The 16317-nt window shown below is 34.1% G+C and carries 18 protein-coding genes; 8 read left to right on the plus strand and 10 right to left on the minus strand.

Annotated elements, in window-relative coordinates:
* Window positions 1-21 precede the first annotated feature (21 nt).
* The 4 genes from glyA to LA754_RS05210 all read right to left on the minus strand — a co-directional run bounded on the left by glyA (window position 22) and on the right by LA754_RS05210 (window position 4189).
* Window positions 22-1299, minus strand: coding sequence for a serine hydroxymethyltransferase (gene glyA / locus LA754_RS05195; protein WP_006280039.1), 1278 nt, complete (start codon window positions 1297-1299; stop codon window positions 22-24).
* A gap of 40 nt (window positions 1300-1339) precedes the next feature.
* On the minus strand, window positions 1340-2554 hold the full coding sequence (locus LA754_RS05200; RefSeq protein WP_006280040.1) for an MFS transporter: 1215 nt from the start codon (window positions 2552-2554) through the stop codon (window positions 1340-1342).
* A 75-nt stretch (window positions 2555-2629) separates the two neighbouring features.
* Window positions 2630-3844, minus strand: a complete 1215-nt coding sequence (locus tag LA754_RS05205; RefSeq protein WP_049973648.1) for an MFS transporter — start codon at window positions 3842-3844, stop codon at window positions 2630-2632.
* 183 nt (window positions 3845-4027) lie between these two features.
* The gene (locus LA754_RS05210; RefSeq protein ID WP_006280042.1) at window positions 4028-4189 is read right to left on the minus strand and encodes a hypothetical protein; all 162 of its coding nucleotides are present in this window, start codon (window positions 4187-4189) and stop codon (window positions 4028-4030) included.
* A gap of 142 nt (window positions 4190-4331) precedes the next feature.
* Here LA754_RS05210 and LA754_RS05215 point away from each other — a divergent pair, with 142 nt between their 5' ends.
* On the plus strand, window positions 4332-4820 hold the full coding sequence (locus LA754_RS05215; protein ID WP_006280043.1) for a hypothetical protein: 489 nt from the start codon (window positions 4332-4334) through the stop codon (window positions 4818-4820).
* A gap of 45 nt (window positions 4821-4865) precedes the next feature.
* Here the strand turns inward: LA754_RS05215 and LA754_RS05220 are convergent, their stop codons facing one another.
* Together LA754_RS05220 and hemE are read right to left on the minus strand one after the other, a co-directional pair.
* Window positions 4866-6059 (minus strand): pyridoxal phosphate-dependent aminotransferase, encoded by a 1194-nt coding sequence (locus LA754_RS05220; protein WP_006280044.1) that lies wholly within the window; start codon window positions 6057-6059, stop codon window positions 4866-4868.
* A gap of 69 nt (window positions 6060-6128) precedes the next feature.
* Window positions 6129-7145 carry a uroporphyrinogen decarboxylase gene (gene hemE / locus LA754_RS05225; RefSeq protein WP_006280045.1) on the minus strand — a complete coding sequence of 339 codons (1017 nt, stop codon included), beginning with the start codon at window positions 7143-7145 and terminating at the stop codon, window positions 6129-6131.
* A 402-nt stretch (window positions 7146-7547) separates the two neighbouring features.
* Between hemE and LA754_RS05230 the strand changes: the two genes are divergently transcribed.
* The gene (locus LA754_RS05230; protein ID WP_006280046.1) at window positions 7548-8366 is read left to right on the plus strand and encodes a transporter associated domain-containing protein; all 819 of its coding nucleotides are present in this window, start codon (window positions 7548-7550) and stop codon (window positions 8364-8366) included.
* Window positions 8367-8432: 66 nt separating this feature from the next.
* Here the strand turns inward: LA754_RS05230 and LA754_RS05235 are convergent, their stop codons facing one another.
* Together LA754_RS05235 and LA754_RS05240 are read right to left on the minus strand one after the other, a co-directional pair.
* Complete coding sequence (locus tag LA754_RS05235; RefSeq protein WP_158246746.1) at window positions 8433-8807, minus strand: histidine phosphotransferase family protein; 375 nt, start codon at window positions 8805-8807, stop codon at window positions 8433-8435.
* Entirely contained in the window at window positions 8792-9085 is a 294-nt protein-coding gene (locus LA754_RS05240) for a hypothetical protein (RefSeq protein WP_006280049.1), read from the minus strand. The genes LA754_RS05235 and LA754_RS05240 overlap by 16 nt, the downstream gene beginning before the upstream one ends.
* A 133-nt stretch (window positions 9086-9218) precedes the next feature.
* On the opposite strand from LA754_RS05240, the gene purM reads away from it, so the two are divergent.
* Complete coding sequence (purM, locus tag LA754_RS05245; RefSeq protein ID WP_077188347.1) at window positions 9219-10256, plus strand: phosphoribosylformylglycinamidine cyclo-ligase; 1038 nt, start codon at window positions 9219-9221, stop codon at window positions 10254-10256.
* Here the strand turns inward: purM and purC are convergent.
* Window positions 10253-10975, minus strand: a complete 723-nt coding sequence (purC, locus tag LA754_RS05250; protein ID WP_006279491.1) for a phosphoribosylaminoimidazolesuccinocarboxamide synthase — start codon at window positions 10973-10975, stop codon at window positions 10253-10255. The two genes, purM and purC, sit on opposite strands and share 4 nt — an antisense overlap.
* Window positions 10976-11049: 74 nt before the next feature.
* On the opposite strand from purC, the gene trmD reads away from it, so the two are divergent.
* Window positions 11050-11760: a tRNA (guanosine(37)-N1)-methyltransferase TrmD gene (gene trmD, locus LA754_RS05255; protein WP_006279490.1), complete on the plus strand. Its 711-nt coding sequence runs from the start codon at window positions 11050-11052 to the stop codon at window positions 11758-11760.
* Entirely contained in the window at window positions 11744-12121 is a 378-nt protein-coding gene (gene rplS, locus LA754_RS05260; RefSeq protein ID WP_006279489.1) for a 50S ribosomal protein L19, read from the plus strand. Before trmD ends, rplS begins: the two co-directional genes overlap by 17 nt.
* A gap of 48 nt (window positions 12122-12169) precedes the next feature.
* On the opposite strand, the gene LA754_RS05265 is transcribed toward rplS, so the two are convergent.
* Window positions 12170-12352 (minus strand): hypothetical protein, encoded by a 183-nt coding sequence (locus LA754_RS05265; protein ID WP_049973595.1) that lies wholly within the window; start codon window positions 12350-12352, stop codon window positions 12170-12172.
* Between the two features lie 48 nt (window positions 12353-12400).
* Between LA754_RS05265 and pstA the strand changes: the two genes are divergently transcribed.
* The 3 genes from pstA (at window position 12401) to LA754_RS05280 (ending at window position 16306) form a co-directional block, all read left to right on the plus strand.
* On the plus strand, window positions 12401-13651 hold the full coding sequence (gene pstA, locus LA754_RS05270; RefSeq protein ID WP_457923623.1) for a phosphate ABC transporter permease PstA: 1251 nt from the start codon (window positions 12401-12403) through the stop codon (window positions 13649-13651).
* Between the two features lie 6 nt (window positions 13652-13657).
* Window positions 13658-14455 carry a phosphoribosylformylglycinamidine synthase subunit PurQ gene (locus tag LA754_RS05275; protein ID WP_006279487.1) on the plus strand — a complete coding sequence of 266 codons (798 nt, stop codon included), beginning with the start codon at window positions 13658-13660 and terminating at the stop codon, window positions 14453-14455.
* Window positions 14456-14923: 468 nt separating this feature from the next.
* A complete protein-coding gene (locus LA754_RS05280; RefSeq protein ID WP_006280014.1) occupies window positions 14924-16306 on the plus strand; it encodes an IS66-like element ISWen3 family transposase in 1383 nt (460 codons plus the stop codon).
* Window positions 16307-16317 lie beyond the last annotated feature (11 nt).

The raw sequence follows: 16317 nt of genomic DNA on the forward strand, positions 1-16317 counted from the left end.
ACTTGAATAACGCCACATAAATTAATAAATAGGAAAATTACTACAAATCTTTTCAACTTTAGTTTTTACCGTTCTTTCAATATCAGGGCTATTTCCGCTGATTAATCCCTGAACCACTTCATTTATTAGGCCGGCTATTCCTTTAAAATTTTCTGCCTCAAGTCCGCGTGTTGTCTCAGCAGCAGTGCCAAAACGGAGCCCTGAAGTGATGGTCGGCTTTGCTGTATCAAATGGTACAGAGTTTTTATTACAGGTAATACCGGCTCTCTCAAGGCTATCTACAACGTCTTTTCCAGTTAATTTCTGCGATCTTAAGTCAACTAGCACTATATGAGAGTCAGTGCCACCGGTTATAATGTCAAGTCCATGCTTTTGCAATTCTTGAGCCAGCACTTTCGCATTTTCCACGACTTTCTTGCTATAAGTCTTAAACTCTGGTGCTAATGCTTCTTTAAATGCAACAGCTTTTGCAGCTATCACATGCATAAGTGGCCCGCCCTGCAATCCTGGAAAAACTGCAGATTGAATTTTTTTGTGTAATGCTTCATCATTGGTCATCACTATTCCACCACGAGGACCACGCAAAGTTTTGTGAGTTGTGGAAGTCATAACATGTGCATATTCAGCAGGGGATGGATATTCGCCCGCTGCAATAAGCCCTGCATAGTGAGCAATGTCTGCAAGCAAATAAGCACCAACTTTATCTACAATTTCGCGAAAGCGTTTGAAGTCCATTTTTCTCGGATAAGCAGAAGCACCAGCTATGATCAATTTCGGTTTATGCTCCAGCGCCAGCTTTTCTATCTCATCCATATCCAGCAAGTAAGTGTCTTTATTCACTGTATATTGAATTGACTTAAACCATTTACCAGAAAGGCTTGGTGCCGCACCATGAGTTAGATGCCCACCGCAATTCAGTGACAATCCAAGTATCGTATCACCTGGAGCAAGTAGTGAAGCAAACACTGCTTGATTCGCCTGAGAACCAGAGTGAGGTTGAACGTTTGCAAATTCTACACCAAACAACTTACAAAGTCTCTCTATAGCCAGACTTTCAATTTTGTCCACATGCTCACAACCACAGTAATACCTTTTACCTGGATAACCTTCTGCGTATTTATTAGTCAGAAAAGAGCCTTGTGCCTCCATTACCGCTTTGCTTGCAAAATTTTCTGATGCAATTAATTGCAATTGTGATTTTTGGCGTTGTAATTCTTTTTCTATAGACTGATAAACCTCGTTATCAAAAGACTTTAAACTATTTTTAGAGCCACAGATTTTTTTTAAAACACTCATCATAGATCAAACCTCGCTTTAATTTTAAGATGCACAAGCAATTTTAAGACTGCTTATCCTGCTTTTTTAACCATAAGAGCCCAAAAACAGCTATCAGCAAACATACAGGAATAATAGATGTTGCTTTTATCAGCAATTCAGCACTATACACAGGATTTCCTTGTATCACTGTCCTATCCCAACACAAATCTATTATTTTTGCGATCCCAGTGTGAAAAAAATAGCCAAAAACCATAACTATCATGTTTGACACAGCTGTAGCCAGGCCTACCAAGTTATTATTTACATAACTTATCGCTTTGTAAATGGTAACCACCTGATATCCAGATGTGAAGCCAATAATAAAAAGCGTAGGTAATACAACATACAAGCCACCAATCTGAGTAAAAAGCAAAAGAAAACTAGCGATCATTGCAAATGAGCATGCAATTATTACTTCATAATGCTTATTTTTATATTTTTCCAATAAATAAGCCAAAGAGAATGATCCTGTTAACATTCCTATCAATATTACGGAAGAGAGAGAAGATGCCAAGTCTTCATTCATTTTATATACTTCAAAAAAGAATGCTTTCACCCAACCATCGGCAAAACCTTGCATTGGACCGACCATGAGTCCACCAAAAAAGCTAATTAGAATAATATGCTTGTTGAAAAGTATGTTTTTTAAGTCTCTAATGCTAACTTTTTCCTGTTGAGCATTGCTTTCAGGCGTTACTAAGAACAGCAACAGAGCAAGTAAACACCCAAATGCTGAGAATGTATAGATAACATAATTCCAGCCAAATTTATCGAGTAAGAAGTCTAAAGGTAACCCGCCACATATCCCTCCCAAAATTCCTATAATTATAGATAAGCTGGCCATTCTTGCTGATTTTTCTTGCGCAAAATACATGCTTGCAACTTTAAAGATTCCAACTGCCGAAGCGGATGACCCAATTCCCACAATTATTCTTCCAATTATTGAATAACTCCACTCATCAAAGCATATAAGCGGTAGTGTTCCGGTAAATGTCAAAACGGTACAAGCAGGTAAAACAAACTTTGGTCCAAATCTATCAAGGAAAAGACCAATAGGTATATGAGCTAGCGTATAGCCTACATAGTATAACCCACCAAACTGGCCAACATCTGCAATACTTATGTTAAATTTTGTTATTAATTCAGGCGCAATTATGTTTGGAATTACGCGTAATATATATTGGTATGCATAAAACAGTGACGTCAACAACCAGATTAAAAAATTCCTCTGCAACATGAATCTCAGCTAAAATTTAGGATTATAGATACTTTAGTTATAAAAAACAATACTATATTAATCATCTAAATCTGCTTAGCTCTTTTTACAGCTTATAACTTTAAGTAACCAAAAGCCTATCATTCCTATTAGTAGGCATATAGGTATTATTAACATAGACTTAACCATTACATCAGTTCCATAAAATGGCTTTCCATCGATAATTTCACCGTTCCAATAAAAATTCATTATATTTGCAATAATGACGTGAAAAAAATAACCAAAACTCATAACTATGGAATTACCTACAGATCCTGCACTTGCTACTGCTTCGTTTTTTACACAACTTACAACTTTAGCAGTAAAAACAATTTGGTATGCAGAAGCAAGACCAATAATGAATAGTAATATACATGCCAGGAGTTCACTAATATTGCATATAAAAAGTAATAAGAACACAATTATCATGGCCATAGCACAAGAAATTATTATTTCATAGTGCTTGGTTGGATTTTTTGCTAATATGTAAGGAAGTAATAAATGCCCAAAGCCAAAGCCTATTAGTATCCATTTTGAAATGCTATATGCAATGTGTCTATCTATAGCGTACATCTCATGCAAGAATGTTGCAGACCACGCATCTGCAAAGCCTTCTAATGGTCCAACCATAAAACCGCCAAACAAACCTATCAATAAAATATCTTTATTAAATATAACTTTGCTTAAAATTTTAATATTTAATTCTTCGTCTGAGGTGCCAACTTTAGGTACAGATATAAAGGTAGTTAAAGCAAGCAATAATCCAAGCATTATACACACAGTAAATAAATAATCCCACCCAAACTTATCAAGTAAGACATGTAATGGTTTGGTGGCAAATACACCACCTGAAATGCCAATAATAACCGATATGCTGAACATCATGGCAAATTTTTCTCTATGGTAATAGATTCTTATTATTTTAAAGAGTCCAAGTACTGAAGCAGAGGATCCAATACCAGTAATTATTCTTCCAATAATAGAATAACTCCAATCATTAGAACTGACTAAAGGTAAAGCACCTAAAGATGTTAATGCAATACAAATCGGTATAACAACTTTAGAACCAAATCTATCTAAAAGAATACCTACAGGAATATGTGCTAACACATAACCTACATAATACAGTCCACAAAATTGTCCTATTTCTGTTGTTCCTATATTAAACCTTACTACCAATTCAGGAATTATAATATTTGGAATTACGCGTAATATATATTGGTATGCATAAAACAGTGACGCCAACAACCAGATTAAAAATTCCTCTGCAATACTTTACCCCAAAGCTAGCGTTATAGATACTCTGTTTATAGAAAACAATATTTTTATGAATACTTATTTTAATTTACCGGAATTTTATACAGTTGAACTCATAGCCAACATAAGTAGTTTATGCATTAACTAAATTTTCCAGGTTCAAGTTTGGATGATGGAAAAAGTTCACTTTTTCTATTTTTAAAAGAGACCTTTTATTTTACTTATAATTTTTTCTACCATATCTACAACTGGCTCATGAATAAGGTATATGAAAAAAATTACACCACAAATGATAAGTATATTTATGATTTTACCCTTATTCATCTTTATCTTGAGCTTCACTTTTGTTACAAGATCCATTTTATTTATGTTTTTATTTCATGCTGACAATTATATCTTAAATACCATAATTTTCAGTAAAATTTGACTTCAGAAGTATTCTATTAATTCAATATTAACCTTTTTATGTGTAAAATAGTTAATATAATATTAAAGCAGGCTGATGAATATAAGCACGATAGATAATACGCTGCAAAATTACATAACAAAATACATTGAACAAACATTCGCTACACACGTGCTAGGCAATAGATACGACAAATTGTATAGGAAACTTCTAAGTGGTATAGAAGAGATAATAAAGCTTGCTGTAAATGAAGCAAAACACTACGATGAAAATTTAGAAGATCTATATAACGATTCAAGATTTAATAAGAAATTTATTCAAGCTGTTGCTAAACATCAGGTGTCGGAATTTTTAAATACTTATCCGAAAAGAAAAGAAATTGTTGCAGAATTTTACAATGAACATCACATTAACGAAAGTGATTTAAAGACTCTGGAAAAGGGGAAAGATTTAGTAAATAAAATAAATAACATTAACTTACTGCAACAAAATGAAAAAAATGAGGAATTCAATATTAGAAAGACACTTGCTCAATCAATAAAAATGCCTTCCATAGAAAAACACAAGTTAGAACATTCAAAATAACCTTGGCGAAGTATGGCAAAATATACAACTTATGGATAGTCTATTTCATTTTAACTCCTGGCACGCTTTAGTAATACTATCACATCCAATTTCTAATTGTTCCTGAGAGGTTGCATAAGAAATTCTGATAAAATTTTCTAGACCAAATGCAATTCCTGGAACCACAGCAACCAAATGATCTCCCAGTAAGTATTCAGTAAAATCTAAATCATTATTTATTATCTTACCACTTTTTGTGCTTTTACTGAGCAATCCTTCACATGAGACAAATAAATAAAACGCACCTTGTGGAACAGACGCTGATAATCCCGGGACAGAATTTAGCTCTTTCACCATAAAATCTCTACGACTCTTAAAAATCCTTGTTCTTTCTTTCAAAAAACTATGATCACCGTTTAATGCTGCTGCTGCTGCTGCTTGTGCTATCGAATTTGGATTAGAAGTGCTTTGAGACTGCAGCGTAGAGATAGCTTTTACCACATCACTTCTACCTGCAATATACCCTATTCTCCAGCCTGTCATTGCATAGGCTTTTGATACTCCATTGACTACAAAAACTCTATCATAAAGCTTCGGCTCAACCTGAGCGATAGTAAAAAACTTTTCGTCGTATATTATATGCTCATAAATATCATCTGTAACGACATTCATATGTGGATATTCAAGCAATATTTGTGCTATGTCTTTCAATTCATCACATGTGTACACAGCTCCTGCAGGGTTGTTCGGTGAGTTAAGAATTAACCATTTAGTTTTTTTAGTTATCCTGCTTTTCAATAATTCCGCTGTCAGTTTAAAATTTTGTTTGCATTCTACTACAACTGGCAAGCCGCCAAAAAGACTTACCATATCAACATATGAAACCCAATAAGGAGCTGGAATAATAACTTCATCTCCAGAGTTAATTGTTGCCATGAACAAATTGAATAACACCTGCTTAGCACCTGTACCAACACAGATTTGGTTAAGCGTGTACTCGAGTTTATTATCCTTTCTTAACTTATTAATTATTGCTTCTTTCAGCTCACGCGTTCCATCAACAGCAGTATATTTAGTCTTACCTTCACTTATTGCTTGAATAGCTGCTTTTTTTATATGATCTGGAGTATCAAAATCCGGTTCTCCTGCAGCTAAAACACAGATCTTTTTTCCTTCATTTTTCAACTTATTTGCCTTATCAGTTACAGCAATCGTAGGTGATGGTTTTATTAGGAACATTCTTTTTGCAAGGTCTGACATATTTTACTGAAGCTAAATCTAAATGATAAACCCCGTACAACAAAAAAGCTAGGAATTTTGTGTATTGTATTAGTAGCTTTTTACCAGGTTTACCAACGCAGCAATATTTTCAACTGGAGTATCAGGGAGTACTCCATGTCCAAGATTAAATATGAAGGGTAAATCTCTAAAGCAATCTATTATACGTTTTGCTTCTTTGATTGCTTCCGTTTTATTATAGGCTAAAAGATTAGGATCAAGGTTTCCTTGTAGAGGGATGTTTAGATTCGCTTTCGCCCATTTTATTGGAACATTATAATCTATACTTACTGCAGATACACCTGTTTGTTCGCAGTAATCTTTATAAAGATTTCCAGCAGACCTTGGAAAACCTATTATTGGAAAATCAGAAAATCTATCCTTTATTGCCAAGATAATTCTCTTTGTTGGTTCGATAACATATTCTTTAAACAATGGTTCCGATAACGCACCAGCATTACTGTCAAATAGCTGAATAACATCTGCTCCAAATTCTATCTGTTTAATTAGATAAATAATCGTCACTTCCGTTATTCGTTCAATTATTTCCTTCAAACACGAAGGATAAAAATTTAATACTTTGGAAAAAGTTTTGCTGCTCCCACCTTCTATGATGTATGAGGCTACTGTCCATGGTCCACCAGCAAATCCTATGAGAGATTTTTCTTTTGGTAATTGGCTTCTGACTTTTTTTATAGCGTTTAGAATTGGTAAGGTTTTAGTTTCAATTTCTTGTGGACCCTTCAATTCCTTAGGACTTTCCACGGGTTTTATTATTGGACCTACACCGCGTACGAAATTCACGTTACAACCCAAAACATCAGCTATTATTAAAATGTCTGAAAAAATTATCGCCGCATCCATGTCAAATCTTGTCACCGGCTGTAACGTCAATTCTGTCACTAAATCTGTGTTGTAGCATATCTCCATAAAATTATTCATATTTTTTACTGCTTTGCGGTACTCAGGAAGAGACCTGCCAGCCTGACGCATTAGCCAGATAGGCACTCTTCCACCTGGCTCATTTCTCTTAATAATTCTCGCTATTGTTGTTTTGCTGCTTTCCAATCTATTCTATTTATTCTTTTGTATATTAAAGTATAGTAGTAATAATAGTTCTATCAATAACTTGTTACTAACTTAAAATTCAGTAAAAATTGGCGTTATTCAACTTGTGGATAAATATGTGAGTAACTTTCGTATATTATTGATTTTCTGTTATGATTTATGTGTATAAGTAAGGTGTTTAGAGTGTTAGTAATTTTCTTTTATGGAAAATACTTTACCATCATGCATTGTTACACAACTATGTATATGTTGTTGAAAAAGTTGTTGATCAATTGTTGGTATTTTATATCAACAAATAATTCACAAATTAATTTGACATTATTCACATGCTTATTAAACATTTAATAACAGTTTTCTTGATAAATCTAATCTGAAAACGTTTTTGCCATTACAGGGAATAAATTGAGTAAAAAAAGAACCTTAGTAGAAAAAATAGCATATAGAATTTTTCTCTTCCTTTTCAAAAAAGCTTCTGTGTTGAAAAAGTGTGCGACTGAGGCATTAATGAAAGATCTGCCAGACCTTAATATATTTAATGGTCTATTAAAATTCCGCGATTGTGGTATAATGGATATAATGACTCCACGTACAGAGATATGCGCAGTAGACATTGAGTCAAGCGAGCGTGAAATAATAAAGAAGATAAAAAACACTTGCCACACTAAAATACCAATTTATAAAAATAACTTTGATAACGTAATAGGCTTTTTTTATGTAAAAGATGTTATTTTTAATAGGGATAAAAATTTTAATCTGAAACATATTATACAAAGCGTAATATTTGTTCCACCCTCGATGAAGACAACTAATCTTTTTGTTAGGATGAACTCTTCTAAATCATGCTTAGCTATCGTATTGGATGAATATGGTGGAACTGATGGTTTAATTTCAATGACTGATCTTGTAGAGGAACTAATACCAAACATTGATAGTGAAAACGAAATAAATTCAGAATATACCATTACTGAATTGTCTCAAAATAAGTTTGAAGTATCAGCAAGGGCTCTTATAAAAGATATAGAAGAGGATCTAAAAATAGAATTACGTGACCCTGAAGAAGATTATGTTACACTTGGTGGTTTGATTCTTTCGATTGCTGGTAAAGTGCCTTCTGTAGATGAAGTCATTAAATATAAAAATGGTATGAAGTTTATCATCAAAGATGCAAATGAGCGCTACATTAATAAAATAGTACTAGACTTAAGTGATTACAAAAATTAGATTTGGTACCCCTTGTCGGGGAATGCCTTGACACGAAGAAAAAGTTGTAATAACCAAATATGCAACTCAAGTTATAGTTAAACCTATTTCCAGCAAATTATTTTCGCAAGTATAATGCATTTCAGTGTTATAGTACTCTAATAATAAAGAGGTCATATAGATATTAATATCTTTTGTATTTAAATTAGTGTCATTTTTTTTGATTAATTTGTCTACTAATGATTTGCTTATTGGTTTGTGTTCATTTAGAATTTTTATAGTTAATAGCATTTTATCTTCTGTTTGACTCAGTAAAACAGATACTAGTTCGACTTCCGCCACTGCACTGGCTATAGTTAGCACCATATTGGAAATTATCTTATTTATCTTTTCAATTAAATCTTCCTTATTTTTTGCAGAGTATGCGTCTATTTTCCACGTAAGCTTTACTTTTTTTTTAATAAATAATTTTCGATATTAGATTTGGTCTTATCAAAGCTATAATTATCCATTGAAGAAGAATATGCCTGCTTCATAACTTTATGTTTATATATTAAATCATCGGAGCTTTCTTTAAGAAACAACAACGCTTCCTTCTGCGCATCAGCATCATTCTTATCTATTACTTCAAGCTCTTCTACGCCAAACGTTATTCCATTCATAGAGTTAGCAAAGTCATGAAGCAGCCGTCCTGATAGCAGTTCCGTTATTAACAGTATGTTTTTGGTATTTTCGTTCATTGGATAATTATAAATGATTTAAGTTACCCTATATTGGTAAGTATATAATAGTCAATTAAGAGAAAGTTTCGTTGCACTTTTTATATCAAGGCATTAATATAGTATTAACAATTTTAAAATTTATAAAAGGATTATGAATACTTATACCAGATCAGGAATAGATATTGAACTATATAATAAGTTAATAAAAGAAGTCAAGCCTATTGCTCAAGAAACTACTAGAGAAGAAGTAATCAGCGAAATAGGTTCATTTTCTGCGTTATTTGATTTTGCTGCACTAAGTAAGAAGTATGACCATCCAGTACTCGTTTCCTCAACTGATGGAGTAGGTACGAAACTGTTGATAGCTCAAGAAGTGAATAAACATGATACTATAGGTATAGATTTAGTTGCAATGTGTGTAAATGACTTACTTGCACAAGGAGCAACGCCTTTGTTTTTCCTTGATTACTTTGCAACAGGCGTTTTGACCAAAGATGTTTTATTATCTGTGGTTAAGGGCATTGCAGAGGGGTGCAAGCAAGCTAAAATAGCATTGGTTGGTGGGGAAACTGCAGAAATGCCTGGAATGTATGGTAATAATCACTATGACCTTGCAGGGTTTGTGGTTGGTGTAGTTGATCGAAAGCAAATTCTTCCAAACTGTAGTATTATGAAAGCAGGTGATTATATAGTTGGCTTAGAGTCAAGTGGAATTCACTCAAATGGGTTTTCTTTAGTGCGCCATGTTTTCAAAAGCTTAGGTATAAATTATAACGATACATCTCTATGGAATAATAAATCTTGGAATGAAATACTACTTGAACCAACAAAAATATATGTTGATTCTTTGCTGCCTATCATGTCACAAGTAAAAGGTATTGCGCACATCACGGGTGGTGGTTTGGTAGACAATATTCCGCGAATTCTTCCAAAAAACTTATTTGCAAACATAGACATTAATTCCTGGAAATGGCCAGATATATTTTTATGGCTAACAAAGGAGGGTAAAATAGAGAAGAAAGAAATGCTAAAAACATTTAATTGTGGTATTGGTATGGTATTGATCGTAAGTTCTGAGAATATGCAAAACGTGAAAAATCATTTCCAAAAACGTGGAGAAAAAATTGAAATTATTGGAAAACTTGATGAGGCATGTAACCCTCCACTTGATAGAGTAGTATTTAGTTAACCTAACTCTACTGACAATCTTTCCGCAACTTCTAAGTATGCTTTTTTCAAGTTGCCTAAATTCAAACGAAAGACGTCTTTATCTAGCTTTTTATAAGTATTTTTATCCCATAACCTGCAGTTATCAGGGCTGATTTCATCGGCTAAAATGATTTTAGTACTGTCATTTATCAATCTGCCAAATTCCAATTTAAGGTCAACTAGATCTATGCCTGCATTTGAGAATAAATCAATTAGGATTTCGTTGATCTTTAAAGTTGTAGTTTTTACTTCATCCATTTCTTTGCTAGATAGCCAATCAAAATACAGTATGTGATTTTCATTTACCATTGGGTCGGCTAGGTCATCATTTTTGTAAAAAAACTCGATTATAGGAGATGCAAGCCTCTCACCTTCTTTGATATTAAAACGTTTGCAAAAGCTGCCAGCTGCAACATTCCTCACTACTACTTCAAGAGGTATGATTTTGAGTTTTTTGACTAGCTGCTCTCTTTCATTCAGAGTTTTTATAAAGTGTGTGCTAATTCCTGCTTTCTCAAGCTTTTCCATGATAAAAGCACTAACATGATTATTAATTATTCCTTTGCTCTCAATAATTTCATATTTTTCCTTATTGAATGCTGTAACATCATCTTTAAAGTGCTGTATAACAGTTGATGAGTCTTCAGTTTCAATAATGGCTTTCGCTTTACCTTCGTATATCGTTTTATTCAGTGACATGCTTAATTTAACTATATATTATATCAATTTACTGTTCTTAGAGTATAGCCCCAAATAACTTAAAATAAACCTTAATGGCATTCAATGTTACAATATTAACCATATTTCCAGAAATGTTCCCCGGGTTTTTGAACTATTCTCTTGCCGGAAAAGCGTTAGAAAAAAAAATATGGAACCTTGAAGTAATAAATATTCGTTCTTTTGCGAAAGATAAACATTCAACTGTGGATGATGTTCCATATGGAGGTGGAGCAGGAATGGTTATGCGTTCTGATGTAGTTGGTGATGCAGTAGATAGTACGCTCTCTGTTCATAAAAACACTAAGTTTATTTACATGACTCCATCTGGAACTAAGTTTAATCAGAATATTGCCAGAGAATTATTAGAGTTTCCTCATATAACAATATTGTGTGGTCGATTTGAAGGTATTGACCAAAGGATAATTGATGCGTATACTCCTTATGAGTTAAGTATTGGAGATTATATACTTTCAGGAGGTGAGCCAGCTGCAATGGTGGTTCTTGATGCGTGCATTAGACTTCTTCCAGGTGTAGTAAATAATACCGATAGTATTACTGAAGAAAGTTTTAATTATGGTGGTGGTGTACTTGAATATCCTCAATATACTAGACCTGAGCAGTGGAAGAGATATAAAGTACCTGAGGTTTTGTTATCTGGCAATCACAAAAAAATAAGTGATTGGAGGCAGAAGCAGTCTCATGTTATAACAAAAAAGCGTAGGCCTGAATTATTGAATGGAGAGATAAATGACAAATTTACTTAAAAAATTTAACGAACAGCAAATGCAAGTGTTAGCTAAAGAAATACCAGAATTTCGTCCTGGCGATGATTTGAAGGTCACTTTTAAAGTAGTTGACGGTACAAGTGAACGTATACAGATATTTGAAGGTGTATGTATATCAAAAAGGAACCGCGGCTTGCATTCTTCTTTTGCAGTCAGAAAAGTGAGCCATGGAGAAAGTATAGTGTCTCAGTTTTTTGTTTATTCTCCTGCACTGGTTTCAGTGCAAGTGACAAGAAAAGGAAAGGTTCGTAGAGCAAAACTGTATTATCTGTGCAAACTATTTGGAAAAGCTGCAAGGATCAAAGAGCGTACTACTTATGTTAAAAAGAAATCTAAGTAGATACAATAGGGAGTGATGTCAATTGTGTCATCTCAGAACTCTCTCTTGTCATCCCAGTGCGTGACACACAACTGTACGAACATTGTGTTTGCCTCCCGCTTTGGTGTCATCCCAGTGCTTCGACACTGGGATCCAGCATTCATTATTCTCCTTTTGGTTTGTGCTTTCATGGAAAATGTAAAAATTATTTGCAGGCAAAGCCTGCTGGATCCCAGTGTCAGCTACTTGCATGACAAAAAAGGGGAAAGTTTTTTCAAATCCTCGTGTAAAGAAAAGTAAATGAGTATAAAGAAAAAATTCCTTAAATTACTTCAGTCAAGGCGTGTACATGCTCGTATAAAAAGGAAAAATAAAAAGAACAGAGCGCTACGCTTTTGTTCTTTCACGGCGCTAGTTATCTCACTTGGCTGTCCTGTGTGTATATTGTTGAGTATATTAGTTAACTCTTACAGTGCCTTAACAGTAACGAAAATTTTATTGCCAGTTGAAATAAATGCTGATCTTGCTTTGGCGAGTAATCCTAGTGATTTGCGGTATAAGTCCGTTGGCTTACTCAACGATTCTTTACGTAAGGTGTTTGGAGGAACTGATTTTAAAGACGGTGACGAAATTTTAAGTCGTAATTCTTACAAAGAACTAGAGAAATTTTTTCGTAAGAAAGTAAAAGATAGTGGTGAATATGAGATCTGGTTTACCGCGTCAAGTATAATTAATTCAATAAATAAAGATAAATATTTGAATGATCGTTATGCTAAATTACTTGATTGGCTAAAAGAAAAGAGGAGAGTGAAAAAATTTTTTAATAAGTCTTTATTCCTTAAATCTGACTCTCGTGAACCTGAAAATGCAGGGATTTTAGGAGCGTTTATCGGTTCATTAATGACAATTATAGTGTGCCTAGCATTAGCATTACCAATAGGAATTATGTCGGGCATCTGTCTTTACGAATTTATGCCTAAAAATAGGCTAATGACTAATATTGTAGAAATTAGCATAAATAATCTTGCTGCAGTGCCTTCAATAATATTTGGTGTAGTGGGCTTAACTCTCTATCTTGGCATATTTGGGCTACCACGCTCTTCACCACTTGTTGGTGGAATGACTCTTTCATTTATGATGTTACCTAATATTATAATTGCAACAAAAAATGCCTTTGCGAATGTTCCTATTACGATAAAAGATGCAGCGTTTGCGCTTGGTGCACCTCACATCAAGGTGATATTAGATCACTCTTTACCGATTGCGTTACCAAGAATAATACATGGTACTGTGCTTGCAATTGCAAGGATTTTAGGTGAATCTTCTCCTTTACTTATGATGGGTATGGTGGCATTTATTGCTGATACACCTACGTCCTTTTTCGATCCGGCGACTGTTCTACCTGTGCAAATATACATATGGTCAAGCAATCCTGAAATTGCATTTGTTGAACTTGCTGCTATCGCAATTATAGCTTTATTATTGGTGTTATTTGCGTTAAATTTAGTAGCAAATTTTGTAAAAAGGAAATTCGAATTTTTTAATTTTTAGCAATTCATGAAAATCACAGTCCTATCTGGTTATGGCTTAAATTGCGAAAAAGAAACTGCATTTGCATTTATGGAATGCAGCAGAAAACTTGGTATTGGTAATATTGAAGTAAAAATCGTTCACATTAACGATATCATAGATAATCCAGGTGAACTGAAATTAAGCAATATACTTGCAATTCCAGGGGGTTTTTCCTATGGTGATGACACTGGTGCTGGTAATGCGTTTGCTTTACGTATTAAAAACAACTTGTTGGATGAGTTTCAAGAGTTTTTATCTCAGGACAAGCTGATTATAGGAATATGTAATGGTTGTCAGATATTAGTAAAATTAATTCCAGAATTCTCTAGTCTAGCTTTAATCCATAATGATATAGGCAATTATCAATGCCGTTGGATTAGAGTGAGAGTTAATTCAAAGAGTAATTCTGTTTGGCTACGGGGCCTGAGTGAACTATATCTCCCTATTGCTCATGGGGAAGGCAAATTTTTTATGGATCAAGATATTTTGAACCAATTGATTGAGAGCAATTCCACCGCATTACGTTACATTGATAAAAATGGCAACTATGCTAACCTACAATTTCCTTACAATCCGAATGGATCTACATACGACCTAGCAGCTTTATCAGATAAAAGTGGAAGAGTGCTAGCTTTAATGCCCCATCCAGAAAGGGGAATATTTTTTACTCAGCAAGATAATTGGCCCCTTGAAAAAGAAAAGAGCAAGCGTTTAGGTGTTGCTGTGCCAAAATATGGCGATGGAATGCTTATATTTGAAAATGCACTAAAGTATTTTTGTTAAAATTTATTGATAGGGATTTATGGTCGAAATTATCCCCTGATATTGCAAAAAACTTGCTTGACAAGCCTTGCCAGTCCCCTTATCATGAAACTGAAGCTATTTATTTATCTTCGCAATCTGTGCAGGTTAATGACAAAAAACTTAGGGTATTTGGCGTCTCATGTTTAATTTTTCGCACTACGTGCATCGCATGTCTTTAAAAATTTTTAGGTTTTTATCTATATAAGCCGAAACGCGCTTACAAAGCGTTTAAGACAGCAAAAAACGTCAAATTGACAAGGGAGAATTTGAATGCTAGCTACTACGGGGTTTCTTTGCCTTTTTTCCTGCTTAGTAAATTTCTTAAACACTTGCGGTGTAGGTTAGTTGCAAGTTAAAAGCAGCTAAATCGTATCCGTTAAGCGGAGTGGCAGAATAAGGTAGACAAGGTGATCTAAAAAGATAATCATAGAGCAAAAGTGAAATAATATGGTAAACCTTTTAGAACTTTGCAAAAATTTACAGCAAAAAATAGAAAGGTTAGAAGCAAAAATAGAAAGATTGGAAAAAGAGAATGAAAGTTTAAAAGCAGAAAATAAGGCTTTAAAGATAGAAAATGCTGAGTTAAGAGAAAGACTCGGTTTAAGCTCAAAAAATTCATCAATACCAAGTTCCAAAGAGTTGTATAAAATAAAAAAGAATAAGCCGAAAAGCGAAAGGAATATTGGCGGTCAGGTTGGTCATAAAGGAAGTTTTCGCGCCAACATGGATGCAGATAAAGTAGTAAAGATAGAGTTGCCTAATACTTGCGAATGCGGAGGAGAAATTGCAATATGTGAAAAACCATATATTCATCAGAAAGTTGATCTTCCAGAAATCAAGCCTTATGTAGTGGAATATCAGTTAGAACATGGCCGTTGTCGGAGATGCGGAAAGAGAAGAAGTAGCAAGTTACCGGAAGGTGTTACGCCAAATACATTTGGTCCAAGGGTTAAGTCAATAATTGCAGCGTTCAGCGGATTCTACAAAAATTCAAAACGCGAAATAGCGAGTGTCGTAAATGATATCTTCAATTTGAACATAAGCGTCGGTAGCATATCAAGTAGTGAACATAGAGTTGCTTCAAAATGCAAAAAAATGTATGAGCAGATCGAACAAGAGATAAGTAGGAGTAAAGTTCTACATATTGATGAAACGAGCCATTATAACAAAGGTAAACTCGCTTGGTGTTGGATGTTTGCAAGCAATACGGCAAGTTTTGTAAAATTTACAGAGTCAAGAGGAATGAAAGTTTTACAAAATAGTAAATTCTGCAATCGCAATAGCTTGGTAATAACTGACAGGTATGCAGCATACAATTATTTTGCCGATAAAAACAGGCAAATCTGTTGGGCACATTTATCAAGAGATTTTGAAAGATTAGCACATAGTTGGAATATTGAAGTTAAAGTTCTGGGTTGTTACTTGAGAAACGTGGCCACTGAATTATTTGCACTAAAAAAAGCTTTACTAAAAAGTGAGATAGATGTTTTGAGGTTTGTCAGACGTGCCAGAAAATTAAGAAAACGTACAAAGTATTACTTGAAGGAGATATCTCGTTTACCTGAAGCAATTGGAGCCTCTCGAGTTGCAAAAAATGTTCTAAGATCTGAAAGAATGATGTGGAAATTTTTAGATGACCCAGAAAATATTCCGCTGACAAATAACCACGCTGAACGGCAAATTCGGCATTATGTCGTTTATCGCAAAAACTCATATTTTACACAATCAAAGCGGGGAAATACATTCCTTGAGCGGATAATTTCATTATACTTAACTTGGAAACAAAGGGGTCTCAATCCTTTCCAAAATCTCCTATCTATTGTTTCTTAAACCACTCTCCT

This window comes from Wolbachia endosymbiont of Muscidifurax uniraptor (genome assembly GCF_054149795.1).

Coding starts and splice junctions, on each gene's coding strand:
- trmD (WP_006279490.1), top strand. CDS start 11,050: ATGGCATTCAATGTTACAATATTAACCATATTTCCAGAAATGTTCCCC.
- glyA (WP_006280039.1), bottom strand. CDS start 1,299: ATGATGAGTGTTTTAAAAAAAATCTGTGGCTCTAAAAATAGTTTAAAG.
- LA754_RS05265 (WP_049973595.1), bottom strand. CDS start 12,352: ATGCAAGTAGCTGACACTGGGATCCAGCAGGCTTTGCCTGCAAATAAT.
- LA754_RS05280 (WP_006280014.1), top strand. CDS start 14,924: ATGGTAAACCTTTTAGAACTTTGCAAAAATTTACAGCAAAAAATAGAA.
- LA754_RS05200 (WP_006280040.1), bottom strand. CDS start 2,554: ATGTTGCAGAGGAATTTTTTAATCTGGTTGTTGACGTCACTGTTTTAT.
- LA754_RS05210 (WP_006280042.1), bottom strand. CDS start 4,189: ATGGATCTTGTAACAAAAGTGAAGCTCAAGATAAAGATGAATAAGGGT.
- rplS (WP_006279489.1), top strand. CDS start 11,744: ATGACAAATTTACTTAAAAAATTTAACGAACAGCAAATGCAAGTGTTA.
- LA754_RS05275 (WP_006279487.1), top strand. CDS start 13,658: ATGAAAATCACAGTCCTATCTGGTTATGGCTTAAATTGCGAAAAAGAA.
- pstA (WP_457923623.1), top strand. CDS start 12,401: ATGAGTATAAAGAAAAAATTCCTTAAATTACTTCAGTCAAGGCGTGTA.
- LA754_RS05215 (WP_006280043.1), top strand. CDS start 4,332: ATGAATATAAGCACGATAGATAATACGCTGCAAAATTACATAACAAAA.
- purC (WP_006279491.1), bottom strand. CDS start 10,975: ATGTCACTGAATAAAACGATATACGAAGGTAAAGCGAAAGCCATTATT.
- LA754_RS05240 (WP_006280049.1), bottom strand. CDS start 9,085: ATGAACGAAAATACCAAAAACATACTGTTAATAACGGAACTGCTATCA.
- LA754_RS05220 (WP_006280044.1), bottom strand. CDS start 6,059: ATGTCAGACCTTGCAAAAAGAATGTTCCTAATAAAACCATCACCTACG.
- purM (WP_077188347.1), top strand. CDS start 9,219: ATGAATACTTATACCAGATCAGGAATAGATATTGAACTATATAATAAG.